The 25,601-nt window shown below is 31.6% G+C and carries 20 protein-coding genes; 2 read left to right on the top strand and 18 right to left on the bottom strand.

Translation table 11 applies throughout. The annotated features are described in order from the left end of the window. Positions 1-835 precede the first annotated feature (835 nt). Complete coding sequence (locus tag Q0516_RS04600) at positions 836-2,980, top strand: Tex family protein (protein WP_294467587.1); 2,145 nt, start codon at positions 836-838, stop codon at positions 2,978-2,980. Positions 2,981-3,589: 609 nt separating this feature from the next. Here Q0516_RS04600 and Q0516_RS04595 read toward each other — a convergent pair. The 6 genes from Q0516_RS04595 to Q0516_RS04570 form a co-directional block, all read right to left on the bottom strand. Then, on the bottom strand, positions 3,590-4,477 hold the full coding sequence (locus tag Q0516_RS04595) for a tyrosine-type recombinase/integrase (RefSeq protein ID WP_294467585.1): 888 nt from the start codon (positions 4,475-4,477) through the stop codon (positions 3,590-3,592). A 57-nt stretch (positions 4,478-4,534) separates the two neighbouring features. Further along, on the bottom strand, positions 4,535-5,164 hold the full coding sequence (gene hxlA / locus Q0516_RS04590; protein ID WP_294467580.1) for a 3-hexulose-6-phosphate synthase: 630 nt from the start codon (positions 5,162-5,164) through the stop codon (positions 4,535-4,537). Between the two features lie 60 nt (positions 5,165-5,224). Continuing rightward, positions 5,225-7,225: a bifunctional 4-hydroxy-3-methylbut-2-enyl diphosphate reductase/30S ribosomal protein S1 gene (locus Q0516_RS04585; RefSeq protein ID WP_294467576.1), complete on the bottom strand. Its 2,001-nt coding sequence runs from the start codon at positions 7,223-7,225 to the stop codon at positions 5,225-5,227. Between the two features lies 1 nt (position 7,226). Next, positions 7,227-7,820 (bottom strand): 1-acyl-sn-glycerol-3-phosphate acyltransferase, encoded by a 594-nt coding sequence (locus tag Q0516_RS04580; protein WP_294467573.1) that lies wholly within the window; start codon positions 7,818-7,820, stop codon positions 7,227-7,229. Positions 7,821-7,823: 3 nt separating this feature from the next. Continuing rightward, positions 7,824-8,477: a (d)CMP kinase gene (gene cmk / locus Q0516_RS04575; RefSeq protein WP_294467570.1), complete on the bottom strand. Its 654-nt coding sequence runs from the start codon at positions 8,475-8,477 to the stop codon at positions 7,824-7,826. Positions 8,478-8,547: 70 nt separating this feature from the next. Beyond that, positions 8,548-8,979 (bottom strand): hypothetical protein, encoded by a 432-nt coding sequence (locus Q0516_RS04570; protein WP_294467566.1) that lies wholly within the window; start codon positions 8,977-8,979, stop codon positions 8,548-8,550. 249 nt (positions 8,980-9,228) lie between these two features. Here Q0516_RS04570 and Q0516_RS04565 point away from each other — a divergent pair, with 249 nt between their 5' ends. Further along, a complete protein-coding gene (locus Q0516_RS04565) occupies positions 9,229-11,148 on the top strand; it encodes a sensor domain-containing diguanylate cyclase (RefSeq protein ID WP_294467564.1) in 1,920 nt (639 codons plus the stop codon). Positions 11,149-11,215: 67 nt separating this feature from the next. Here the strand turns inward: Q0516_RS04565 and Q0516_RS04560 are convergent, their stop codons facing one another. The 12 genes from Q0516_RS04560 to Q0516_RS04505 form a co-directional block, all read right to left on the bottom strand. Next, positions 11,216-12,169, bottom strand: coding sequence for an alpha/beta hydrolase (locus Q0516_RS04560; protein WP_299237535.1), 954 nt, complete (start codon positions 12,167-12,169; stop codon positions 11,216-11,218). 130 nt (positions 12,170-12,299) lie between these two features. Continuing rightward, positions 12,300-13,541, bottom strand: a complete 1,242-nt coding sequence (locus tag Q0516_RS04555) for an NAD(P)/FAD-dependent oxidoreductase (protein WP_294467559.1) — start codon at positions 13,539-13,541, stop codon at positions 12,300-12,302. Next, positions 13,531-14,703, bottom strand: a complete 1,173-nt coding sequence (locus tag Q0516_RS04550) for a phosphoglycerate dehydrogenase (RefSeq protein WP_294467556.1) — start codon at positions 14,701-14,703, stop codon at positions 13,531-13,533. Before Q0516_RS04550 ends, Q0516_RS04555 begins: the two co-directional genes overlap by 11 nt. Before the next feature lie 14 nt (positions 14,704-14,717). Then, on the bottom strand, positions 14,718-15,791 hold the full coding sequence (serC, locus tag Q0516_RS04545; RefSeq protein ID WP_294467554.1) for a 3-phosphoserine/phosphohydroxythreonine transaminase: 1,074 nt from the start codon (positions 15,789-15,791) through the stop codon (positions 14,718-14,720). Further along, the gene (locus Q0516_RS04540; protein ID WP_294467551.1) at positions 15,781-16,002 is read right to left on the bottom strand and encodes a hypothetical protein; all 222 of its coding nucleotides are present in this window, start codon (positions 16,000-16,002) and stop codon (positions 15,781-15,783) included. Before Q0516_RS04540 ends, serC begins: the two co-directional genes overlap by 11 nt. Before the next feature lie 15 nt (positions 16,003-16,017). Next, a complete protein-coding gene (locus Q0516_RS04535) occupies positions 16,018-16,578 on the bottom strand; it encodes a hypothetical protein (RefSeq protein ID WP_257480300.1) in 561 nt (186 codons plus the stop codon). 19 nt (positions 16,579-16,597) lie between these two features. Continuing rightward, entirely contained in the window at positions 16,598-18,043 is a 1,446-nt protein-coding gene (locus Q0516_RS04530) for a UDP-N-acetylmuramoyl-L-alanyl-D-glutamate--2,6-diaminopimelate ligase (protein ID WP_294467548.1), read from the bottom strand. Between the two features lie 111 nt (positions 18,044-18,154). Beyond that, on the bottom strand, positions 18,155-18,856 hold the full coding sequence (gene sigE, locus Q0516_RS04525; RefSeq protein ID WP_294467544.1) for an RNA polymerase sporulation sigma factor SigE: 702 nt from the start codon (positions 18,854-18,856) through the stop codon (positions 18,155-18,157). Between the two features lie 13 nt (positions 18,857-18,869). Beyond that, entirely contained in the window at positions 18,870-19,355 is a 486-nt protein-coding gene (locus Q0516_RS04520; protein WP_294467541.1) for a sigma-E processing peptidase SpoIIGA, read from the bottom strand. A gap of 314 nt (positions 19,356-19,669) precedes the next feature. Beyond that, entirely contained in the window at positions 19,670-20,647 is a 978-nt protein-coding gene (locus Q0516_RS04515) for a biotin--[acetyl-CoA-carboxylase] ligase (RefSeq protein WP_294467539.1), read from the bottom strand. A gap of 84 nt (positions 20,648-20,731) precedes the next feature. After that, positions 20,732-24,364: a PAS domain-containing protein gene (locus tag Q0516_RS04510; RefSeq protein ID WP_294467536.1), complete on the bottom strand. Its 3,633-nt coding sequence runs from the start codon at positions 24,362-24,364 to the stop codon at positions 20,732-20,734. A gap of 24 nt (positions 24,365-24,388) precedes the next feature. Further along, positions 24,389-25,477 (bottom strand): HD domain-containing phosphohydrolase, encoded by a 1,089-nt coding sequence (locus Q0516_RS04505; RefSeq protein ID WP_294467533.1) that lies wholly within the window; start codon positions 25,475-25,477, stop codon positions 24,389-24,391. Positions 25,478-25,601: the final 124 nt, after the last annotated feature.

Raw genomic sequence — 25,601 nt, 5'->3', positions numbered from 1 at the left:
TTACGAGCATTTAAGAAAATATAAAAAGATAATTAGAAATTTATACTTTGTTTAACTATAAAAATAACTTATATCAACGATTAAGTATTGCCCATATATCCATTGCATAGAAACTAAAAATTATATTATTTAATGTGTTAAAGAACGTTTAGATTTTATTAAATTTTTAATTCGCTATCTATGCAAAAGCGGTTAAATAGTATTATAGTGAGGCACAGAGGCTTAATGCAAGGAATATTAAATCAACTATGTATTATTCCTTATACTAATTATATAAAATAACTATTTAGTTAGTATAAAGAAATAAATTTTAAAGATAATAGCAATTACTTTTTTAGGTAGATAATTTTTATGACTATTGATCAATTTACTATGCTTAAAGAAAAATGTGAATGTTCTTTATTGATTATTTCTAATATATAAAATAGCTTTTTATACTAAAATCAAAGAAATCAAAAGCGTTAAACTGTTTTAAAAAGAACGTTTAAAATATAGTTGATTGTGTTACTCTGAGAGAAGATATTCAATTAATTCTAAAATGTTAGGGTACGTAAATTACTATATAATAAAGAAATTAAATAAATTACGAATTAACAAAAACAATATTTAGTAAAAATAGGGAAGAGTAGAAAAGGTTATTTGTAAAAAATAAGAGTTTTTAAAATTACATTTAAAAACAGATATTTGGTAGGAAAATAATTATCAAATATTAAAAATAGAATATAATAATTTTGGAATAAATAAATTTATAAATTATTACTTATTATAAAATAGAGCATACACTTCACAAAATATTTATTTAGTGAAGTAATAATATTAAATAAAGAGGTATAAAATGCAGCAGATAATTGAAATTTTAGCAAGTGAATTTAATCAAAACAAAAAACATATTGAAAATGTTATTGAACTTTTAAACAAAGGGGATACAGTTCCTTTTATAGCAAGGTATCGTAAAGAACTGACAGGTTCTATGGACGATCAGCTCCTTAGAGAGATAACAGACAGACTCAACTACTTGATAAACTTAAATGAAAGAAAAGAGGAAGTCAAAAAATCTATTGCTTCTTTGGAAAAGCTGACAGTTGAACTTGAAAAATCCATAGATGACGCAAAGACACTTTCAGAGGTAGAAGACTTATACAGACCATATAAACCAAAGAGAAAGACCAGAGCTTCCATTGCAAAGGAAAAAGGACTGGAACCTTTATCGGACTTGATAATTTCTCAAAAGGTAGACTTAGGTGATATCACCGAACTTGCAAAAGATTATATCAATGAAGAAAAAGGCGTAAATAACGAAGAAGAAGCCATAAAAGGTGCTCTTGATATAATCGCGGAAAGTATTTCCGATGATGCAAGTATAAGAAAAGAATTGAAGCAATTTGTACGTCAAAGAGGAAAAATAGCAAGTAAAAACGCTAAAGACGAAGACAGTGTTTACGCCACCTACTACGATTTTAGCGAAGGTATCAAAAAGCTTGCTGGACATAAAGTACTTGCACTTAACAGAGGCGAAAAAGAAGGCTTCTTAAAAGTGGGGATAAGCGTAGATAAAGAACAGGCTCTATATATAATCCATAAGCATATCGTTAAAAACCACAAAAGCAGTGCATATAAATATATTATAGATACATGTCTCGACGCTTTTGACAGGCTATTATTTCCTTCTATAGAAAGAGAAATCAGAAACGATTTGACGGATACCGCCAACGAATCTGCGATAAAGACTTTTTCTACTAACTTAAGACAGCTTTTAATGCAGCCTCCGGTAAAAAACAAAGTGACTTTAGGCTTAGACCCTGCTTACAGAACGGGTTGTAAAATTGCGGTCGTAGACGGTACGGGTAAGGTATTGGATACTACAGTTATATATCCTACGCCTCCTCATAATAAAATAGAAGAATCGGAAAAGATAATAAAAGCATTGATAGCTAAGTATAACGTAGAGATAATATCTATCGGGAACGGGACTGCCTCAAGGGAATCGGAAAAATTTGTAGCCGATACGATAAAGGGAACGGACGTAGCTTACATGATAGTAAACGAAGCTGGTGCTTCGGTATACTCCGCTTCAAAACTTGCGGCGAAAGAATTTCCCGATTTCGATGTAGCACTAAGGAGTGCAGTATCTATTGCAAGAAGGCTTCAGGACCCTCTCGCAGAGCTTGTTAAAATAGATCCGAAGAGTATCGGTGTGGGGCAGTATCAGCACGATATGCCAAAGGCGAGACTCAATGAAGCATTGACAGGCGTGGTAGAAAGCGTTGTAAACAGCGTAGGAGTAGATTTAAATACAGCTTCGGTTTCTCTTCTTGAATATGTTGCGGGGATAAGCAGTGCCGTAGCTAAGAATATAGTCACTTACAGAGAAGAAAAGGGGATATACAATAAACGTTCCGAGCTTTTAAAGGTACCTAAACTTGGTAAAAAGTCTTATGAACAATGTGCGGGTTTCCTAAGAGTTGCGGAGAGTTCAAATCCTTTGGATAATTCCGGAGTACATCCGGAGACTTATAAAGCGGCTAAAAAGGTACTGGAACTGACAGGGCATACTTTAAAAGAGATTAACACCGATAGTATATCCGATTTGGAAGAAAAAGCTAAAAAGATAGGTTTAGGTGATATAGCGGAAAAATGTGAAATAGGTATCCCTACGCTCAAGGATATTTTAAAGGAACTCATCAAACCGGGCAGAGACCCAAGAGAAGATATACCTGCTCCGATACTGAGAAGCGATGTTTTGGAAATGGAAGATTTGATAGTGGGAATGAAATTAAAAGGAACGGTTAGGAATGTCGTGGATTTCGGAGCATTCGTTGATATCGGAGTTCATCAGGACGGTCTGGTTCATATATCTCAAATATCAAACACATTCATAAAACATCCCGGCGACATATTAAAGACGGGGGATATAGTTGAAGTGACGGTTTTAGATGTAAATAAAGATAAGAATAGGATAAGCCTTTCTATGATAAGGTAACAAAAAAGACACAGTTTAAAGCTGTGTCTTTTTATTTTTTAATGTTGTTTTTTATATCTAAATATGAATGTGATACCTGTTATTGATACTAGAGACATCAGTGTATATAAAGTAAATAATTTACTGCTTGTATCTCCGGTTTTAACGAGCCCTGAACTGCTTTTATTTGTATTTAAATTTTTGAGGAATAATGACGGTTATATATTAAGAAAATTGGAACTTAGGAATTTTAATATAAAAATTTATGGGGAAGAAACTACTTATATATAAAGTGACAGATATTTAAGATAAATCAACTTTCCGCTAAAGACAACTTTAATATAAACTTAAACATATTTTAGCTATATAATAAGTATATTTGAATATAAAGCTAAAGCCTTTGATATTAATGGTTCCCGCCGATATTAGATTTTGATTCTTGATAATTATTTGATTTTAACTTTATTATTGTTATCTTTTTATATTACTCCTACCATTTAACTTATAATAAATTATATTTAAATGATTTAATTATTTTCTTTTTTATATTTTCTTTATATATATTTATATATTAATTATCTTATTTATACATATATGCTTTATAAATTTTCTACTCTGTTAACCGTTGGTTTAAAATTTACTGAAGGGATTTTTATTCATATCAAGTTCATTTAATTCTTTGCTGTCTTTTAAATACTTCTCCACTTGTTTATCTGTCTTTATCCCAAGGAAATTTTTTATATCCATAAAGCCTGCGGAGTTATACTCTTTTATCATTTTTACAGAGGTGTTCCTTAATATCCCGGTAGATATTCCTCTCTTGTTTATACCTATATTACAAAGTGCATTTTTTACTACTTCCTGAATCCGTCTTTCGGTAATCGGCTTATTATTACGTCCGTTTAATAGGTATAACTGGTCGACTGATTTTAAAAAGTCGCTTAAAATGGCTCTCAGAGCGTCATTTATTTTGACTATTCTTTTGTTTTCACCATTATTATCGATTAGTATAGAATTTTCATAAATATCTTTGATTTTTATATTTTTTAGTTCTTTCACCGTAAGTCCGTTAAATAAAATTAAAAATATTATGATTTGATTTTTGATCGGTTCATGACTTTTGGTGTATTCAATTAAATCTTTGATTTGCTTATCATTTAGTACTTCATTGTTAAAATTAGTATTGTCATATTTGAATTTAAAAGTTACGACTTCGCTTGAAAAAGAATATTTTTTGTTTAGATACTTATATAAATTTTTTACTGCAGATATTTTTCTTGCAATAGTCTTTTCGGAATTGTTTAGTGATGATTTTAAATGATTTACGTAAGCGTACATATCGATATTATTAATGATTTTAAATAAATTCAGTTCTTTATCCAAATCATTGGAATTATTATAAGAATTTCTTTCTTTGATAAACAAAAAGAAGGTATTTAAATCGTACAAATACCCCTTTTTAGAATTCTCATTTATATTTAAATCATTTAAATACTCTTCTATAATAAAACTATTCATTCCACTACCCTATTTACTTCACTAAATATTTATTTACTGAAGTATAGTGTACACTATCTATTTGATGATGTCAACCATTTTTTTAGCCGTTTCACCGGGATTTTCAGCATTATAAAGTCCCCCTCCGACAATTATAACGTCGGGACATTCATCGCTTATACTTTTTATAGTATCTACTTTTACTCCCCCGGCAACGCTTACTTTCGTATTTTTAACGAGTTTCTTAACTCTAATCAAATCTTCGAGAGGATTTGCTCCCAGCTTTTGAGTATCTGAACCGGTATGTACACATATATAGTCTACCCCGATTTTTTCAAGATAAGATACTCTTTCTTCGAAATCATCAACGCAAATCAAATCGACAAGCAATTCTTTACCGACCTCTTTTACCGCTTTTAAAGAGTCTTCTATAGTTTGATTATCTGCTGCGGCAAGTACTGTCACTATATCCGCGCCCGCATCAAGAGCAATTTTTGTTTCAAATTCGCCTGCATCCATTATTTTAAAGTCGGCAAGGATTTTCTTACCAGGAAAAGCTTCTTTCAGCTTTGTGATACCTTCGGCTCCGTACTTATATACAAGAGGAGTACCGAATTCGATGATATCCAAATATTCTTCACATTCTTTACCTATTTTAATGCATTCATCCAAGCTTTTGGTATCAAAAGCAATTTGTAATTGTTTCATTTTATTCTCCTTTTAATAAAAATCCCCGCACCTAATAGATGCAGGGAATATTTTATAATACTATTCAGATTTTAAAAGATCTCCGAAGATATCGCCTAAAGTTACATTGCTGTCTTCTTTATGATATAATTTGTTTCTTTCGATCTTTCTTTTTGGTGGATCCATAGTTTCTTTAATGCTAAGAGAAACTTTTCTTTTGTCTTTGTTAATATCAATGATTTTAACATTTACTTCATCACCGGTTTTAACTGCATCTTCAACATTATTTACTCTGTCATGTGATAATTGAGAGATATGAATTAAACCTTCAACATCAGGGATGATTTCAGCAAATGCACCGAAGTTTGTAGTATTTTTGATTGTAGCTTTAACAGTTTGACCTACAGAATAATTTTCGATAAATTCCTGCCAAGGTTCTTTTGTTAAGTCCTTTACGCTTAATTTAACTTTGTAATTATCTTTGTCTAATTCTGTTACGATAGCATTAACGCTGTCACCAACTTTGTATAAATCGTTGATGTTTCCGACTCTTTTCCAAGCTATATCTGAAATATGGATAAAGCCGTCAACTCCGTTTAAGTCAATGAACATACCGAAGTTTGTGATGTTCTTGATTGGAGCTTCAACTACTTTACCGATTTCAAGAGCGGCTATAGCAGCTTCTTTTAATTCTTTTTCTTTTTCTTTTCTTTCTTTGTATGCTTCTTCAAGTAAGATTTTTCTTGAAACGATGATTTTGTTCTTTTGTTTGTCAAATTCAACGATTCTGCATTCGATTTCTTTGCCTAGAAGACTGTCAAAATCTTTGATAAATCTTACATCATAGTAAGAAGCAGGCATAAATGCTTTGATAAATCCTAAATCAACAATCAAACCACCTTTAACTACTTTTGTTATTTTAGCTTTAACTGTTTCTTTGGAATCAAATTTTTCTTTAGCTTCGTCTAAAGCACCAAGTTCGTCAACTTTGATTTTAGAAAGTGAAACATTGCCTGTTCCGTCATTCATCTTCATGACCATAACTTTGACTTTATCGCCCTTAGCAGCTTTAGAAGTCAAGTCTTCCATTAGGTCGTATAAAAAGTCGGCTTTTTTAACGATACCATCTGATTTATAACCGATGTTCATAGTTACTTCGTTGTGGTCTACCGCAACGATTTCGCCTTCTACGATATCTCCCTCTCTAAATTCTTTCATTGATTCTTCGATGTTTTTTTCAAAACTATCCACCATGTTGTTGTCCATAGTATTAATTACCTCCTCTATTAACTGGGTTGGTGTCGATGCTCCAGCCGTTAGTCCAATATTGTTATATTTCTTTATAGCATCATCCAAATCCGAAGCAGTTTCTACAAAGAAAACATTATCGCATTTTGATTTGCTGATTTCTACTAGTTTCTTCGTGTTCGAGCTATGAGTATCACCAACTACTACCATAGCTTCCACTTCTGATGCTATTAAACTGGCTTCTTCCTGTCTTACGCTTGTAGCATTACAAATTGTGTTGAAAATCACTACATTAGCGCAGTTGTCTTTTATTATATTTGTAATATCATCAAAAAGAGCTTCTATTATTGTAGTCTGAGCAACAACACAGACATTTTCGTCTGTAGCGAAGTTTTTAGCTTCTTCCTTGGAAAAGATTACTTGAGCTTTGTTTTCACACCAGCCGTTAACACCTTTTACCTCAGGATGCTTGCTATCTCCTACAATTACTATAGTATAACCTTTATTGTGATATTTTTCAACCTTATTTTGAATAGATTTTACATAAGGGCACGTTGCGTCAATCAATTTTAAGTTTTTTTTCTTGATTTTTTCATAAATTTCCTTACCGACCCCATGAGAACGTATTATGACCGTTCCTTCATCTATATCGTCGAGATTATCTATTATGGATACTCCCTTTTCTTTAAGTTCATTTGTCACATGAACATTATGTATAAGAGGACCGAGTGTATAAACTTTTCCATTGCTGTTTTCACTTGCCTCATAAGCGGTATTAACGGCTTTATTTACTCCAAAGCAGTAACCCGCACTCTTTGCTTTTCTTATATTCATCTTACATCTCCTTTAATCTGATGATTTCAGGATAGATTTCTTTTTTGCATATATCTATGCAGTCCTGTGAAGATAATTTTTTACTGTAGTATTCATCCAAATATATCGGTTTTCCGTAATTTATTATGAGAGGTTTTCTAAATTTGTATTCTCCCCTAATACCTACGGGAACTACGGGAACTTTCATCCTCGTTGCAAGAAGTACAAGCCCTCCTTTGGGTTCAAGCATTTCTTCTTCTGTGAGATTTCTTGTTCCTTCCGGAAAGATTCCCAAAACTTCTTTATTCTTTAAAACTTTCATAGCTGTTTTAATAGCTACGATATCATTGTCTTCTCTTTTTACCGGGATTGCATATACTTTATGTAAAAACCAGTTTAAAAACTTGGATTTAAATAAGACATCCTTTGCCATAAAGTGCAGATGTCTACCTTTTATTTGTACGGCCATTAAAACAGGATCCCAAATATGTATGTGATTTCCGGAAATGATATAAGATGTATCATTATCGGGAAGATTATCAAGCCCCGTGACCTTTACTTTATATACAATTTTTAATAAAACCCTTATTATAGGTCTTAGAATATCATATAACATAAATTACCTACTAACCTTATTAATTATAAATTCAACTACATCATCTATATTCATATCAGAAGTATCCACTACTACTGCGTCTTCACATATTACAAGAGGGTCTACTTCTCTTGTTTTATCAAGTTCATCTCTAATTTCGATATCTTTTAATATATCTTCATAAGGGACTTCTTTTCCTCTTTCAATATTTTGCAGATATCTCCTCTTTGCTCTTTCTTCGCTAGATGCATCTAGGTAAAATTTAAACTCCGCATTCGGAAGAACGACGCTTCCTATATCCCTGCCGTCCATTATTACGCTTTTACCCTTAGATATTTCGCGCTGGATATTTACCATTTTTTCTCTTACTTCTTTTATTGCGGCGTAATCGGATACATTTTTATCTATATTTTCAAATCTTATTTCTTTTGTTACGTCTTTATCATTTACAAAAACATTTTCTTTGTCTAAAACAAGGTCTATACTTTCTAAAAGATCATTTATACCTTCTTTGTCATTCGCTTTTACATTTTTATTTAAAGCATAATAAGTAAATGCTCTGTACATAGAGCCTGTGTCCAAATAAGTTATATTTAATTTCTTTGCTATTATTTTCGCAACAGTGCTTTTTCCCGAACCTGCGGGACCGTCCACTGCAATATTTATTATGTTATCCATTAATTACCTCTAATTAATACAAATACTTACGCTTTATTATATAATATCTTTTTATTTTTAACAAGCTTTTTTAATTCATTTTAACATCAAATAATTTGTTTATTCCCTTACTGAACTGATATTTCTGACTAACGGGAGGATTTGTAAGTCCGTCTGATACTTTTAGTATCAAAATATCAAGCGTATCTTCTTTAAAATTTCTAAGGTCCACTTCCACTACATCTTTATCACTTACAGCAAGCGTCATAATATTATCTTTAAGAGTATAATTAAAGTTTTCTTCTCCGTTTACCATGATTTTAACGTTCTTTGTACTGCTCAATGACATTTTAATGACTCCGGCTTTTAAATAATTATCGGAGTTTACCAGCTTTGTTTCATTTGAAGAACCGTTACTGACTGTAGATAAGACTTCGTTTTTATTCATGATATTAAGACCTACAAATAAAACACTTAAGATAACAATAAAACTAAATAAAAATTTTTCAAATTTAAAAACCATATTACCACCTATTTCCTATTTATATTGTATGTATCAGGCAGAAAAAAATACTTTAAATCTAACTTTACAAGTCACTTTATTTAATTAACCTTTTTAATGATTATTGATTAATATTGATTTAAATATTCAATTCATTAGTAAGGTTACATTATACTGAGCATAAACTTATTTTTATTTTGGCATACCATTGATAAATTAAGATTAAATCCTATATAATATATATAAATATATCAGAAAGAAATAACGATCATGAAAAAAAACACACTGCTTAAAGTAAACATTTTAATAGGTATAATAATAGTATTGGGTTTTCTTATCACTTCTTTTGTTAATTATTATAATAATGTAAAAATAATGAGAGAAGATGTTAAAAACGTTGCAGACCTTACTGCGGAAATAATTTATCATAAAATAGATGCAGATTTTACCAAGCCTATCAATATTTCTCTGACCATGGCAAACGATACTCTTCTTAAAGACTTTCTCATGAACGAAAATAAAAGAGGAAATGATAAAAGTTATATAAATACTCTTAAAGATTATCTTTATACTTATAAGAAAAAGTATGATTACGATTCTGTCTTTTTAGTGTCAGTAAAGACAAATAAGTATTATCATTATAATGGTATAGACAGGATCCTTGGTAAAAGTAATCCCGAAAATAAATGGTATTATGAGTTTTTAAATTCAAAAGAAGAATATTCTATCAATATAGATAATGATGAAGCTTTAAATAATGAAATAACGGTTTTTATAAACTGCAGGATAAAGGATAAAAATAACAATAATCTAGGAGTTGTAGGTGTAGGATTTAAGGTAGATAATCTTCAGAAATTATTTAGGGATTATGAAAACAAATTCGGCGTAAAGGCTTATTTGATTAATTCTAAGGGAGATATCCAAATATCGACTTCAAATACCGGCTATGAAAATGCAAACCTTTTTGAAAAAGAAGACTTTAAATCTTTAAAAAACAAAATACTGATTGATAAAAATGATATATCATCTCAAAGACTTTGGTTTGAAGAGAAAAGTAAAAATAGCTATATAGTAAATAACTATATAAAAAATCTAAACTGGCATTTAATAATAGATAATGATATGACAAAAATACAAAACAGTTTCAGAAATCAAATGATGTTTGGAATTCTTACTGTGACCGTAGTAATAATTTTGATAATTCTAATAATAACTAAAATAATTAGAAATTACAGAGATAACATCGAACGACTTACAATAGAAAAAGAAAAGAAGCATCGTACAGTATTCCAAACCGAGACCGCAAAGATTTACGAAAATATATATGAAATAGATATAACGCATAATAAGTCAGCAAGTGAAGAGACTGATGAGTATTTTGAAAGCCTCGGCGTACCCGTAAATACTCCTTTTAATGAAGCACTTGATATCATAGCAGAAAAACAAATAAAGGAAGAATATCGGTCAGGTTACTTAAATACCTTTAGTCCCGAAAATGTTTTAAAACAATATAATAACGGGATAGAGAGTTTATATTATGACTTCATGACAAGAGAAAATAGCGAAGAAGTATACCACTGGGTAAGAATAACGACAAGGATATTTTATTGGGATGATGATAAATCCATAAGGATGCTGGTTTACAGGCAAAATATCGATGAAGAAAAATCAAGAGAGTCAAAATTATTTGAAAAAATGGAGAGTGATTCTCTGACCGGTCTTTATAACAAAGCTGCGACGCAAAATTATATCCATGATATATTATCAAACAGCAAGAATAATAAAGATTATGCATTTTTCATATTTGATATAGATAACTTTAAGAATGTCAACGACACACTTGGGCATGCTGCCGGTGATAAGGTCATATATGATTTTGCAAATGCAATAAAAGACGAATTTAGGGATAATGACATAATAGGTAGGATAGGCGGAGATGAATTTGCAGCCTTTATACCATGTACTGATATGGATATGGTCAAGAAGAAAGCAATGAGTATTCTGGAAAGTTTAAGTTATGAATACACCGATGATAAGAGCAAAGTGAATATATCTTCCAGTATAGGAGTATCTACCACATTTGAAAGCGAAAGAGATTTTGAAAGCCTATATAAAAATGCAGATAAGGCACTTTATAAAACTAAAGAAAACGGAAAGAACGGATTTACTTTGTATGCTGAGATGAAATAATAAAAAAGAAGATACTTTAGAGGTATCTTCTTTTTTATTGTAGTTTTAAATTTATTTTCTGTATTTATTATTTACATAAATCTATAATAAGTTCGTTAAACTTTTTATTCTCACTCCACTGCGGGAAATGACATGATTTTTCAAAAAGAAAAAATTGCTTATCAGTTTCTATGGTATCAAAATAATCTTTGACCAATTTAGATGATACATGTCTGTCGTGTTCTCCCTCAATAAATATAACAGGGACTTCGTATTTTACTAGATTTTCAAAATTTACTTTCATAAGTTCCTGCCATAAATACTTTATGGACTGCAAACTTCCTTTTTGCCGTTTATATAAATCCGGTACTGAATAATATTTTGAAAATAAAAATGGTGTTACCAGTGAGTTATAATTTGTTTTTCCATATAGTGAACCTTTATATTTTACAACCTGTTTTGTGACATACAGTAAATCTTTTAGCCAGTCATCTCCAACATAAGCGCAGTCTATTTTCTTTAGTTTTTCCTTTGTCTTTTCGTCAGCATGTGTAAGTGCATAATCATAAGCATCTTTACATGACTTTCTCATGTTTACTACTTGTCCGCAGCCTATGTACTTTATTACCATTTCAGGGTGCTTTCGTATAAATTTTAGCCCAAGTACAGAACCCCATGAATGACCTAATATATATAATTTTTTTTGGTTAAATCTTTCTGTAAGTAATTTTGATAATTTGTAAATATCTTCTAAAAATATATCAATGGTGATTTCGCTGTTTTTAAAGTCATAATATGATTTACCCGCACCCCTTTGTTCCCAAACTACGACGGTAAAATGACTTTCCAGTTCCTTGTTATACTTTAGAACTAACGGAAGAGCGCTGTCCCCCGGACCTCCGTGAAGATAAAGAAGTAATGGTAAATTTTCTTTCTCGGCTCTTATGGAAACATATTGCTTTTTACCGTTCAGTTCAATTTTTGATTGTTCATTAATATACATTTCTTTCTCGTTTCTTATATTGTAAAACTGATTTTCCATAACATTGAATATTGCTGATATTTCATTTTGACTTATATATATAACTTTTGAATTTCTAAATAAATTTTAATTATTTATAGACATTTATTATTTATATTTAGAAAATCAACTTTAATTTTTAATATCTCTTTTAATGTAAATTCTGCCCTGCAAGATACCCGGTTGAAAATGCAATTTGAAGATTATATCCTCCCGTCGTTGCATGAACGTCTATTACTTCTCCAGCAAAGAAAAGATTTTTTATAAGTCTAGACTCCATTGTGGAAGGATTGATTTCCTTGACGCTTACACCTCCGTTTGTAATGATAGCTTCTTTAAAGCTCCCAAGCCCTGTTATATTCACTTCAAGGTTTTTTATAAGATTTAAGAGTAGCTTTCTTTCTTCTTTTGTTATCTGATTTATTTGCTTTTCTTTGTCGATTTTGCTGAGTTCTATTATTTTTATTGCTAGTGATTTCGGAAGGAGCAAATCAAGAGAACTTTTTACCATTTTGTTATTATTTTTTTCAAAATCTTTGATCATTCTTTTTTCAAGGGTTTTAACGTCAAGAGCCGGTTTTAAATCGATTTTCACCTTAGTATCGTGTATTTTGTTCATATCTATAAAATTACTCAAATAAAGCACCGTAGGTCCAGAAATACCCTTATGCGTAAACAGCATTTCTCCAAACTGAGAATTTTTTACTTTTCCGCCTACTATCAAGCTCACATCGACGTTTTTAAGGGTAAGCCCCATTAATTCATGTACCCAGTTATCATTAGACAACATCTGAACTAGTACGGGAAATGGTTTTATTACTTTATGTCCAAGTTTTTTAGCCAAAGTATATCCGTAACCGTCACTTCCCGTTAAAGGATAGCTCTTTCCACCCGTTGCAATAATAACATTATCGGAATATAATTTACTTCCGTCATCAAGTATCACGCCTTCGGCTTCGCTATTTTCGTTGATTATTATATCTTTTACAGAAGTGTTATATAATATCTCGCTGTTTTTATTTGAATTTATGATACCAAGCAATGTTTTTGTTACGTCACTGGCTTTATCGCTTAGGGGAAATACCCTGTCTCCCCTCTCAACTTTTGTTTTAAGTCCGTTAGAATGTAGAAGTTCGAGAAGTCTGGTATTATCAAAAGTATATAATGCACTGTAAAGAAATTCTTTGTTTTTCATGATATGGTCAAAAAACTCCGATATATCTTTATTGTTTGTTACATTGCATCTCCCTTTTCCCGTTATATAAATCTTTTTTCCCGCTTTTTCGTTCTTTTCTATGAGTGTTACTTTTTTGCCGCATTCTAAAGAGGAGATAGCAGCCATTAAGCCGCTAGCTCCCCCGCCTATTATTATTACATCTTTCTTATTTGTCATTCTTTAAAATTCTTACGGAAGTAACTCCTTCTACCTCTTTCAATGTTTTTTCGATATAATCATTCACATCATTATCTACATCTATCATAGTATAAGCGTTTTCTCCTCTTGACTTGTTTATCATGTTTGCGATATTAACATCGTTGCTTGCTAGAAGAGAAGATATTTGACCTACCATATTAGGTATGTTTTTATGTATGATACAGATCCTTGCGTTTGAAGCCATAGCACCCAAATCGCATTCAGGGAAGTTTACACTGTTTTTGATATTTCCGTTTTCCAAGAAATCTCTGATTTCTTTTCCTGCCATTACTGCACAGTTCGCTTCTGATTCAACAGTTGAAGCACCAAGGTGAGGTATACAGATAACATTTTCTTTGCCTAAAACTTTTTCGTTTGGTATATCTGTTACGTAGTAAGATACACTTCCGTCTTCAACGGCTTTTAATATAGCGTCTTCATCTACAAGACCGCCTCTTGCTAAGTTTAGTACTTTGATTCCGTCTTTTGCGTTTCTTAGAACTTGTTCGTTTACAAGGTTTTTGGTAGATTCAAGTAAAGGAACATGAATAGTAACAAAGTCACATCTTTGGAAAATCCTTTCTATATCATAACTTCTGTTGATGTTTTTGTTTATGCTCCAAGCGTGTTCTATAGATAAGTATGGGTCATATCCGTAAACTTCCATACCGAGTTCATATAAAGCATTTGCGACCAAAACACCGATAGCACCAAGTCCGATTACTCCGACTCTCTTGCCTTGAAGCTCGTTGCCTTTAAAGTTAGATTTTTCTTTTTCAACTGTCTTTGCTACATCTACGTTTTTATCTTTTAAAGTTTGAACCCAGTCTGTTGCTTTGTCAAGGTTTCTCGCAGTCATAATCAAACTTGCGATAACGAGTTCTTTAACCGCATTTGCATTTGCACCCGGAGTATTCATTACTACTATGCCCTTTTCTGTACAGCTATCTACAGGTACGTTGTTTACCCCTGCTCCGGCTCTTACTACTACTTTACAGTTATCAGATAGTTTTTCTTCATGTAAGTTATAGCTTCTTAAAATCACGCCGTCGTAATCTTCGCCTTTGTCAACTCTGATGTTTTCACCTAATTGAGTCAAACCTTCTTTTGCAATCTTGTTAAATGTTTTAATTTTGTACATTCCCTATACTCTCCTTAAATATTGTTTTTTTGATATTTATACATAAAATCGATTAAGTCTTTAACATTGGATAAGGTTACACCATTGTATAAACCTACCCTTATTTCTCCATTCATAGAGGTACTGATATTTATTATATCATTTTCTTTGGCTTTTTGAATAAAGTCTTTATTATTTTTCACATTAAATATTAAAGATGTGACAGATCTGTCTTCTTTTATAATATCGTTTGTGTAAAATTTACTCTCGTCTATAAAGTCGTATAGTAAATTTGATTTTTCTATATTGACTTTTTCAATTTCTTCTACTCCGCCGTTTTCATCCAAGTATTTTAACATTTCATATATTATATATACCGCGAATGTATTCGGGGTAGTAAAGGAATTACCCGAGTTGTAATAATCCCTGTAAGAAAGGATTTTCGGAACACTCTGCGGTATTTCCTTTTCAAGCATATTTTTATTTATTATTACAACGCTTATCCCGCTTGTGCCCATATTTTTTGCGGAACTTGCAAAGGATAATGCGAATTTATTTATATCATATGTTTCACTGAGTAAATTAGACGTCATATCCGCTATTAGCGGTATGTCCCCTATTTCGGGAATTTTATCTTTATTGAATTTAGACCCCGAAGATGTGTTATTCGTACACATAAAGAGATATTTGGAATTTTTATTTATATCATTTAAAGTTATTTGGGGAAGAGGCATTTTATATCCGATAAGATTTATCTCATCTATGGTTGTATGCTTTTTCCCTTCGGTAACAGCATTATTTGTCCATAGGTCACTGTTTATTATTGTTGCTGTATCGTCCTTACCTGAAAAGTTCATGGGAACCATTGCAAAATGCATGCTTCCTCCGCCGTTTATGAATAAAACTTCCATATCATCATTTAAATGAAGAAGTTTTTTTATTATCCTAATCGTATCTTCCATAAGGGAAATAAACAATTCATTCTTATAATTTAGTTCCAGGGCTGAAAATCCCTGGGAATGAAAGTTTAAAACATTTTTATTTATTCTATTGATTACTTCTTTTGGCATTACCGGTGAAGACGCAGAAAAATTAATTCTATTTTCCATATTTTCTTCTCCTGTCCTCTCTCATTTTCATTCTTATTATCTTTTCTTCTTCTTTTTCGCCGATTTTTTTAAGGTGATCATAATCTCTGTAGCCGTAATGTTTGGCTACATTGTCGATCCTCCTCTTATATTTATCCGTAAAAGCTTTAGCATATAGAAAAACTAAGAATATAAATATAAGTCCGGCAAAAACTGCTAAAACCAATTTCATTATTTGTTCCTCGAATTATAGTATGATTTGTTTTACTTCACTCTGTTCTTTATAATCGTTTATGTATCCGTCGTATATGAGTTTGCTGTTCAAAAAACCGCTGAAATCCATGGGTCTTCTTCTTGTATGAGCTTCGTTGAAAGAATAAAGCCCGCTTTCTTCAAAGAGGTAAGACAAAAACTCTGCACAGTAATAATGTTTTTCCCTGCGTATATCAAATCCTACAGCGTTTCCTATAAGCCCTATTATATTGAATTTATATTTCAAATGGTCCATATAAAACTCATCTATTATTTCTTTGATATTGTCATATATCTTTGCGTCTATCTCACATTCGTATACGAGACATGGGATATTATTGAATGTTGCGTGAAATCCCGTTTCCCAGTCTTCCTTGATAAAGCCTGCTATAAAAGGATTTCTGGGTCTTCTTCTCCCGAAACAGTACATTTCATTCAGTTCCCTATCAAGGGATATCGAAACATGATTGTATGGGTTTTTGACCCAGCATCTTATTATTCTCGCTAAAATTGTTCTTGTGCTTGTAAGCACTATATAAATTTTTTTAGTTTCCATTGTCTTTCTCTTTTAAAAATTATTTTAATGCGTTTAGGATTTCTTCCCTATCGGAAAAATAAGTCTTTTTATCTCCGATTTCCTGATAAGTTTCATGGCCTTTCCCTAGGACTAAAACTATTTCATCATCTTTTTTATTTCTAACAGCCTTATTTATGGCTTCTTTCCTGTCATAGATTATCTGTGTATCATTTTTATTTTCTATACCTTTTAATATATCATTTATTATATCTTTGTTATTTTCTTTTCTGGGATTATCCATTGTAAGGATAATATTATCCGCATACTTTTCTGCAAGGCTTCCCATTATAGGTCTTTTACCATGGTCTCTGTTTCCCCCGCAGCCAAAAACAAGAGTTATTTTTTTACTGCTTACTTCTTTTATGAGCTTTAGTATCTTTTCCATTGCGTCGGGAGTATGAGCATAATCTATGAATATATCCTTTTCTACTCGCTCTATCCTTCCGTTGGTACCGTGATACCCTAGTATAGCGTCTTTTATCTTCTCATATCCAATACCTTCTTCAAGAGCTATTATTATAGCCGGGGTAACATTATATATATTAAATTTTCCTATGGAATTGATGACAAAATCATATTCATTGTTTTCTTTTGTAAGGGTAAAAGAAGATTTACTTAATGAAAGTTCTTTTATTGTAATTTTATAGTCACTTTCTTCTTTTTCTCCGAATGAGATGACGTCTTTTTTATCTTCTTTGAGTTCGCTGTAGAGCCTGTGACCGTAATCATCATCAATATTTATTACCGAAAATTTATCTACCATATAATAGAGTTTCTTCTTTGCCTGATAGTATTCTTCCATCGTCTTATGAAAATCCAAATGATCCATTGAAAGGTTGGAAAAAACACCTACATAAAAATTGAGATAACTTACTCTGTCCAAAACAAGCCCATGGGAAGATACTTCAAGAAAGCAATAATCTACATTACTATTTACCATATCACTGAAATCTTTTGTAAGCTCGGTTATTTCGGGAGTAGTCCTTATTATCTGTCCTTCGAGTTTTGTGTTCTTTCTGCCCAAAGTACCTATATAGTCGGTTTTAAAGCCGAGGTTTTCAAAAAGCGTATTTGCTATATCACAAAAAGACGTCTTTCCGTTGGTACCGCTTACTCCAATCAATTTTAGTTTCTTGCTTGGAAAAGAATAAAATCTGTTTGCGAAATATGCAAGAGCATTTCTGGTGTTTTCGCATTTTATATATGTAATATCATCTTTATACTCTTCTAAGTCTTCACAGTGACAAATCACCTTTGCTCCCAGTCTTAGGGCGCTTTCTATATATTTATGTCCGTCTGTTTCATACCCTACAATACAGACAAACATAGAACCTTTTATGCATTTTCTCGAATCAAAAACGATACTATTTATATCTATATTTTGTATATCTTTATTTCCGTTTAAAGAATAAGTATATCCTTTTATAATATCTCCTAATTTCAAATCAAAACTCCTTAGAATTCATCCTTAAAATAATAACACTATTTTATGATAAAATAAATACCTTTAAATAAACTTAATTCAATTATAATAAAAAAGAAGGCTATAGCCTTCTTATGTACACATTTTATTTACTTCTTTTTTCAAATTCGATATTATTCGCTTTTCCAACCTGGAAATGTAAGACTGTGAAATGTTTAGCATATTAGCAAGTTCTTTTTGAGTTTTCTTTTCTTTTCCGTTCAGTCCGAAGCGGTAATTGATTATTTCTTTTTCGCTATCTTTCAACCTGTCCACTGCAAGGAGCATTATCTCCTTGTTTACATCTTTATCTATTTTATCCTTTACCGGATCTCCGTTCGTACCGAGTATATCTGAGAGTAACAGTTCGTTTCCGTCGTAATCTACGTTCAATGGCTCATCAAGGGATATTTCTCCTCTTATCCTGTTTACTTTTCTAAGATGCATAAGGATTTCGTTTTCTATGCATTTTGAAGCATATGTAGCAAGCTTTATGTTCTTTTCGACCTTGAATGTCTTGACCGCTTTTATAAGCCCTATCGTTCCTATTGATATAAGATCCTCGACACTCGCTGAAGATGTATCGAACTTCTTTGCTATGTAGACCACAAGCCTTAGATTACGCTCAATGAGTATGGTTTTCGTAGCATTTGTCTCATCCGATTCAAGATTTTTAAGGACTTCCTGCTCCTCTTCTTTCGTAAGCGGAGGCGGGAGCATATATGAGCCGGAAATATAAAATAATTTATTATTTTTATGCTTCTTCCTTTTTAGAATTTTAAATAAATTAATCATGTAAACCTCCGAGTTATTTTAATATGGATATTGGTATCAAGGCACCTAAAGAGTCTATCCCCAGTATACCTATATATGGGTTATAAACCGTTTTTTCTTTTCTTTTGTTCTTTATCACGATCTTATCGAATTTAAGTATGGGAAGGATCTGTTTTTCTTTTGTGGTGTTATAAAAGGTGTATGAAAGTGAGTCTTTTATGGTTATGGGAAGATTGTTATAAATATGTAAGTAGTCGTTATAGTCTTCTATTTCGTATGAAAGATTTGTATCTAAGATTTTATTTATTATACCGTTATGAACTATTATTACACCTTCTCCGTTTATACCTCTTACCAAATTACCGGTGTCAAGGTATCCTTTAAAAGAAATGCTCTTATCTTTTATATAGAGAGTGCAGATATATTCAAGTCCCAACTTTAAATCATTAATTTTCCTAAGTAATTTATATGCTGCGAACGCAGAAATAATGCTAATAAAAATATTCTTTTTCTTAATCATATCCTTCACCTCTTAATGAGTATTTTATATATAAACCAATACTCAATTTGTCATAAAGAAATTATATGAATATGTTATAAAAGAATATAATTATTTCTCATTTCTAATTATTTACTTCCTATGTATTACAATAAATTTTCCTTTTGTAATGACATATATCATTTATATTAACTTTTAATAAAAATATGACCAAACTTAAAATATTCAAAGCAATTTATATTTTTAAAAGTATAAATGACTTATTGGATTTATTTATAAGATAAAGGAAATATAAATGTAAAAAAATAAGCCCATACAGGCTTATTAAAATTAAATCATATGCTTCTGATACTTATTTCTCCGCTGTTAAAATTTTTTATCTCACCGTCACTTGTTTTTATTTTTATCGAAAAATCCTTATTTAAATCGAGAAGAGTTGCTTTTGTTTTTTCATTCCCCTGGATATATGTTATATCTTCATTTATGTATAACATCTTTTCTTTGTATTCTTTGTAGAGAGAATTCTTATCAAAATTCAGATATTTACTTTCAAACACATTTAAGAATTCGCTTATTATTTTATTTCGGTTCAGGGCTTTTCCGGTAAAGTCCTGAACAAAACCTATAATATCTTTGAATTCTTCGGGAACTTCTTCATTATCGGGTCTGTTTATATTTATACCCACTCCTAAAACTACATTTTCCATACTTCCGCTCTCAAAGCTTATGATACCTTCGGTAAGTATCCCGCATAGTTTAAATCCGTCTTTATAAATATCATTTACCCATTTTATATCACAGTCTATCCCGGCTGTATTTTTAAGGGCTTCTACTACACTCAGCCCGCATATTATTGTTATGATATTAACTTCTTCGATCGGTAGTTTAGGTTTTAATAATAAGCTTAAATACATGCTGCTGTCCTTTGGTGAAAAGAAAGGTCTTCCTCTTCTGCCCTTACCGCTTGTCTGAGAATTGGCTATGATTACTCTGCCTTCTGTTTTTTCTTCTTCTTTTAAGTTTTTTAAATAGTTTATCGTAGAGTCCGTTTCTTCCACTATTTCTATGATATTTCCTATAAATTTAGTATTAAGTCCCTTTTCTATTTCTTTCCTATTTAAATAGCTTATATTGCTGTCAAGCATATATCCTTTGTTTTTGACAGAAACGATATTATATCCTTCTTCTTTTAAAATATTGATATTCTTCCAAACGGCATTTCTGGATATATTTAGTCTCAAAGCTATATATCCCCCCGAAATCACTTTTCCGCTGTTTGCCTTTAATATTTCAAGTATATTATTTTTATTCATTTTAAACTCCTTTATATAAGTAGTTTAAAATAAAAGAAAGAGACTGTCAATTATAAATAATAAAAAGGTTGACAGTCTTATTGTTTAATTTTCTAAGTAAGTTTTTAATACTTCATTTAACTTTTTAACATCTATAGGCTTTGAAAGATGTTCATTCATACCGCTGTCCAGTGCTTTTTTTACATCACTGTCAAAAGCATTGGCGGTCATTGCCACAATGGGGATATTTTTGTAATACTCATTTTTAGCTTTTCTTATTTGCTTAGTGGCTTCATATCCGTTTAATATAGGCATTTGTATATCCATGAGTATCAAATCGTAATATCCGTCCTCATGAACGGCAAGTTTATCCAGAACCTCTTTACCGTTTTCAACGGTATCGATATTCCCCGTTATTCCTTTTATAAGCTCTACTGCTATTTCCTTGTTTAATTCATTATCTTCGGCTATCAGTATCCTTTTACCGGATAAGGATGATTTATTATTTTTATGTACTTCTCTTTTTATATCTTCATCAATTAAACCGTTAAAGAGTTTGATTATATCCGATTTAAATATAGGTCTGTTTGCTACTATATCAAATCCAGCCTTATCTGCATTTATATAATCTTCAGAACCTGCAACGTCAGACAAAATAAGAGTTGGATCATATTTATTTTTCAAAGCCTTTCTCATATTTTTACAAACTTCAATACCATCCATATCTTCCATGTCTAAATCAATTAAAATTACATCATACTGCATAGAATGTTCATATGCTTTTACAGTCATCTCCAAAGCTTTTGCTCCCAAAGTCGTAAAATCATTTTTTATTCCCAGTGAATTTAGTATCAAATTAAGTCTTTTAGCATTTTTTTGACTGTTGTCGGCTATCAGAACTCGAAGGTCTTTAACCGAATCATTGATTCTAGTTTCTTTTATATGATTTAATTTATAAGAAGCATGAACAGTAAAACAAGTCCCTTTCCCAAGTTCGCTCTTTACAAAAATTTTTCCGCCCATCATATCCAGTATACGTTTGGTTATAGTCATTCCAAGTCCTGTACCTTGGATCTTCCCTGACATTTCCTTGTTTTCCCTCTCGAAAGGTTCAAATATATTATCGACAAATTCTTTCGACATCCCTATCCCGTCATCAATAAATTCAAATTTATAATCTGCATATCCGTCCCTTGTTTGGGGAAGTTCATATATATTAATATTGATATTTCCATTGTAATCGGTAAATTTAATGGCATTTGATAGTATATTTATAAATACTTGCTGAAGCCTTAATGAATCGACTATTATATTTTCATGTTCTACATCAATATCAAGGCGGATATGCTGTTTTTTTTCTTTAGCCTGTGACAGGATAATAGTTAAAGTATCATGGAATAAATCCGAGATATTTACGTTTTCTTCTTTTAAAATCAAGTTTCCGCTTTCTATCCTCGACATATCCAAAATGTCATTTATGAGGCTCAATAAATGCTTAGAAGAAACGTCTATCTTATCGAGGCAGTCTTTTATCCTGTCTTCGTTTTTGATACTTTCTTTAGCTACTGTAGTCATGCCGACTATACCGTTCATAGGTGTTCTTATATCGTGTGACATACTTGATAAGAATAAAGATTTTGCTTCATTTGCTTCATTTGCCTTTTTTAAAGCTTTTTCAAGTGCTCTGTTTTGCGCTTCGATCAGTTCTTCCTGTTTTATCTGATCTGTTATATCTCTTATAATAAGGTTTATTCTGTTTCTGTTTTTACCTGAGTTAAATATGGCAGTAGCTTCTATCCACTTGTGTTCGTCTTCTCTTAGTCTGTATTTACATGATATTTTTCTTACATCCGGTTTATCTTCTGCAATACTCCTTAAATTTTTGATACCTAAAGTATTTGCTACGTACTTTGTATCGCGGTGGTCTATATCATGCCTTAACATATGTAGAAACGATCTTTTGTAATTTCCATAGTTTTTCTTGAAATAACTCATTTCAGAGAAATCATTTTCTATGTATTCCCCGGTATTTAAATCTATATCTACCACAACATCATAAGCGGTACGTATTATACCGCTTAGTCTTTCTTCCATTTCAAGTTTTTTTCTGTCGGTAATATCCATCATTACCCTTTGGTTGAGGATATTTCCTTTGGCGTCTTTTACCATTTCGCTTGTTGCATAGACCCAGCGTATTTCACCGTCCGGTCTTTTTATCCTATATTCTTCGCTAAAATTTTCCCCAACATATTTTAAGACATTTATTTTACTTAATATATAATCTCTGTCTTCGTAGTAAATCCTGCTTAAGAACTCTTCCCTGCCGAGTTTCAAACACTCTTCTTCCGTTTCGTATCCCAGTATTTTTAAAGCTTCATTGTTCATCATTATAAATGCAAATTCTCCGCCTACATTATGATAGCGGAGTATCCCGCACATTACGGAATTGTAGATACTATCAAGGAAGTCTTTCTGCTCCGTCACTTTCAAAGTAGACTGCTGAAGTTCATCTATATCTAAAAACAAGCAGTTGATTATATCTTTACCGTCGTGAGACTTACATTTGTATCCGCTGTCTAATATCCATTTTAGAGAACCGTCTTTACAAACGACCCTATATTTGACCGCGTAATTCTTTTTATTTTCTAAAAATGAGGTGTGATAATCTTTAACTGCTTTTACCTTATCGATATAATAAATTAAATTTAGTACATTTCCCTTCGTGATACTTAAAAGTTCTTCTTTTGAGTATCCCAGCATTTTACATAATTCATCGCTGACATAAAGGAAATCATATGTATCGCATTCATAAGAAGCAAGACCTCCGCTTATAGAGGAGAGAATCAATTCTATCTGCTGATTTTTCTTCCTTAATTCTTCGAATGTTTTTCTTTTTGCTTCTTCGGATTTTCTTAAAGCTGCTTCGGCTCTTCTCTTCTCCGTTACATCGGTTACAAGAGCAAAAATGACCGGATTGTTCGTACCCGGATAATCGTCGAGTTTGTGTGCTTTTGCATTTATCCAGTGATACTCATTACTAAAATCTATCACCCTGAGTTTAAATTCCCTTATTTTCCCCGATGTCAAACATTCATTTATTGCTGATGATAGAGTAATTAAATCCTCGGGATGAACTTTATCTTTTATAGGTGAGGTCGTATCATAATTATTTCTGTTATAGCCTATTATATTTAAATACCCCTCGTTTACATATAGCGGAAATAACTCTCCGTTCTTCACTTCATAAAAACAAAGTCCGTCGCTTACATTATCGGCAATATTTTTAACATGATACTCTATTTGATTTATTGAGTTTTGCAAATGATTTATTGTATTCATATTGTAATAATATATTTGGATAAAAGATGTCCCGTCCGGCTTTTCTATCAAAGAAGTTCTCCCGAGAAAATGAACGATATTATTTCTGATATCACTAAAATTCCTGTTCCAGTTTATTATCTTCTTACCATTCTTTATTTTCTTTATATCATTCAATATGTAGTCATACTCTTCTGGGCTTACCAAGTCTTTTAAAGTCAGATTATTTATATTTGTATCATTTTTTATACAAAAAAAAGAAAGAGCCTCTTTATTAATAAATAAAACACGATACGGATAATGATCTTCCAAGGCAAATAATTGCCCTGGCATCGAATCATATAATGTTTTTAACATATCGTTTTCGCTGTTAGCTCTTTCTTTTATTTTAAAGACTTCTTTAATCCCATAGTTTTTCATACTTAACTCCCTGTGAAACAGAGTTTAAGCTATAGCATCGTTGTCTTTGGTTACAAAATTAATAAGAGTGTTAGAAACTTTCTTAAAGCAGTCAAGCAATATAGGATTAAACTGTCCGCATTCCCCGTTTAAAATCATTTCCACCGCAACATTTGGGTCATAAGGCGGTTTATATACCCTTGGGGATATAAGTGCATCAAAGCAGTCTGCTATTGATACTACCTGTGCCCAAATGGGAATGTCTTCTCCTTTTAAACCGTCGGGATATCCTCTTCCGTCCCATTTTTCATGATGCCATCTGCATATCCCGTAGTAATATTCGTAATTTTCATTATCGAAAATATCTTTAAAACTATCGAGCATTTCGCATCCTTTGACCGTGTGTGTCTTCATTATTTCAAATTCCTCATCGGTCAATTTCCCCGGCTTATTAAGTATATTGTCCGGGATAGCTATTTTACCTATATCATGCATAACGGCAGCAATAGATATAGTTTCGATGAGTGCGGGGGTAAATCCGTATTCCGGTTTTACTTTTGAGATTTCACTTAGAAGAAGCTGAGTTATCTGACGAAGTCTTTTAACATGTTCTCCCGATTCCAAATCCCTAAACTCTACTACAGTACTCAAAGAGTCGATTATAGATAAACTTTGTTCTTTTAATTTTTCGTCTTGAAGCTTGATTTCTTCCGATTGCTTAAAAATGGTATCTTCCATTCTGAAACGACGATTGTAAAGCTCTATGGCATTTTTTACACGTCTGGTTATTATATTTGGATTGAAAGGCTTTTGGACTATATCCTGAACTCCCATATCATAACCTTTATTTATCATATCAGCAGCATCTGCGGCGGTTACTAAAAATACCGGGATTCTATCCATCAATCCGGAAGAGTTGAGTTCTTCCAAAACTTCAAAACCATCCACCTTTGGCATGATTATATCCAGAAGTATTATATCGATACTTTCTTTTAACTTATCAATTAAATCTAAAGCTTCTTCTCCGTCTGAAGCCTCGTAGACTATATATTGATCTTTAAATAATTCTTTTAAAATCACTCTGTTCATTTCTATATCATCTACAATTAAAATAACATTTTTATTATTCTTCATAACTTTTCCTCAATAATGAATTAACTACGATAAATTATATCACAATTAAAGAGCCATTACCAATATAAAGTTACTTTTTATGTACTTAATCAATATTTTTAAGTTTAGATATAACATGCGGTGC

The sequence above is a fragment of the uncultured Anaerofustis sp. genome (genome assembly GCF_938029165.1).
Classification (GTDB): domain Bacteria; phylum Bacillota; class Clostridia; order Eubacteriales; family Anaerofustaceae; genus Anaerofustis.
The sequence above is the reverse complement of the archived record's forward strand: the minus strand, read 5'-3'. Positions and strand labels throughout refer to the sequence as shown.

Excerpts from the sequence above, each read along its gene's own strand:
- cmk (WP_294467570.1), bottom strand. The coding sequence starts at position 8,477 with ATGGATAACATAATAAATATTGCAGTGGACGGTCCCGCAGGTTCGGGA.
- hxlA (WP_294467580.1), bottom strand. The coding sequence starts at position 5,164 with ATGAAACAATTACAAATTGCTTTTGATACCAAAAGCTTGGATGAATGC.
- Q0516_RS04565 (WP_294467564.1), top strand. The coding sequence starts at position 9,229 with ATGAAAAAAAACACACTGCTTAAAGTAAACATTTTAATAGGTATAATA.
- Q0516_RS04555 (WP_294467559.1), bottom strand. The coding sequence starts at position 13,541 with ATGACAAATAAGAAAGATGTAATAATAATAGGCGGGGGAGCTAGCGGC.
- Q0516_RS04595 (WP_294467585.1), bottom strand. The coding sequence starts at position 4,477 with ATGAATAGTTTTATTATAGAAGAGTATTTAAATGATTTAAATATAAAT.
- Q0516_RS04540 (WP_294467551.1), bottom strand. The coding sequence starts at position 16,002 with ATGAAATTGGTTTTAGCAGTTTTTGCCGGACTTATATTTATATTCTTA.
- Q0516_RS04515 (WP_294467539.1), bottom strand. The coding sequence starts at position 20,647 with ATGAATAAAAATAATATACTTGAAATATTAAAGGCAAACAGCGGAAAA.
- Q0516_RS04600 (WP_294467587.1), top strand. The coding sequence starts at position 836 with ATGCAGCAGATAATTGAAATTTTAGCAAGTGAATTTAATCAAAACAAA.
- Q0516_RS04550 (WP_294467556.1), bottom strand. The coding sequence starts at position 14,703 with ATGTACAAAATTAAAACATTTAACAAGATTGCAAAAGAAGGTTTGACT.
- Q0516_RS04580 (WP_294467573.1), bottom strand. The coding sequence starts at position 7,820 with ATGTTATATGATATTCTAAGACCTATAATAAGGGTTTTATTAAAAATT.
- Q0516_RS04510 (WP_294467536.1), bottom strand. The coding sequence starts at position 24,364 with ATGAAAAACTATGGGATTAAAGAAGTCTTTAAAATAAAAGAAAGAGCT.
- Q0516_RS04535 (WP_257480300.1), bottom strand. The coding sequence starts at position 16,578 with ATGGAAACTAAAAAAATTTATATAGTGCTTACAAGCACAAGAACAATT.
- Q0516_RS04505 (WP_294467533.1), bottom strand. The coding sequence starts at position 25,477 with ATGAAGAATAATAAAAATGTTATTTTAATTGTAGATGATATAGAAATG.
- sigE (WP_294467544.1), bottom strand. The coding sequence starts at position 18,856 with ATGATTAATTTATTTAAAATTCTAAAAAGGAAGAAGCATAAAAATAAT.
- Q0516_RS04570 (WP_294467566.1), bottom strand. The coding sequence starts at position 8,979 with ATGGTTTTTAAATTTGAAAAATTTTTATTTAGTTTTATTGTTATCTTA.
- serC (WP_294467554.1), bottom strand. The coding sequence starts at position 15,791 with ATGGAAAATAGAATTAATTTTTCTGCGTCTTCACCGGTAATGCCAAAA.
- Q0516_RS04560 (WP_299237535.1), bottom strand. The coding sequence starts at position 12,169 with ATGGAAAATCAGTTTTACAATATAAGAAACGAGAAAGAAATGTATATT.
- Q0516_RS04585 (WP_294467576.1), bottom strand. The coding sequence starts at position 7,225 with ATGAATATAAGAAAAGCAAAGAGTGCGGGTTACTGCTTTGGAGTAAAT.
- Q0516_RS04520 (WP_294467541.1), bottom strand. The coding sequence starts at position 19,355 with ATGATTAAGAAAAAGAATATTTTTATTAGCATTATTTCTGCGTTCGCA.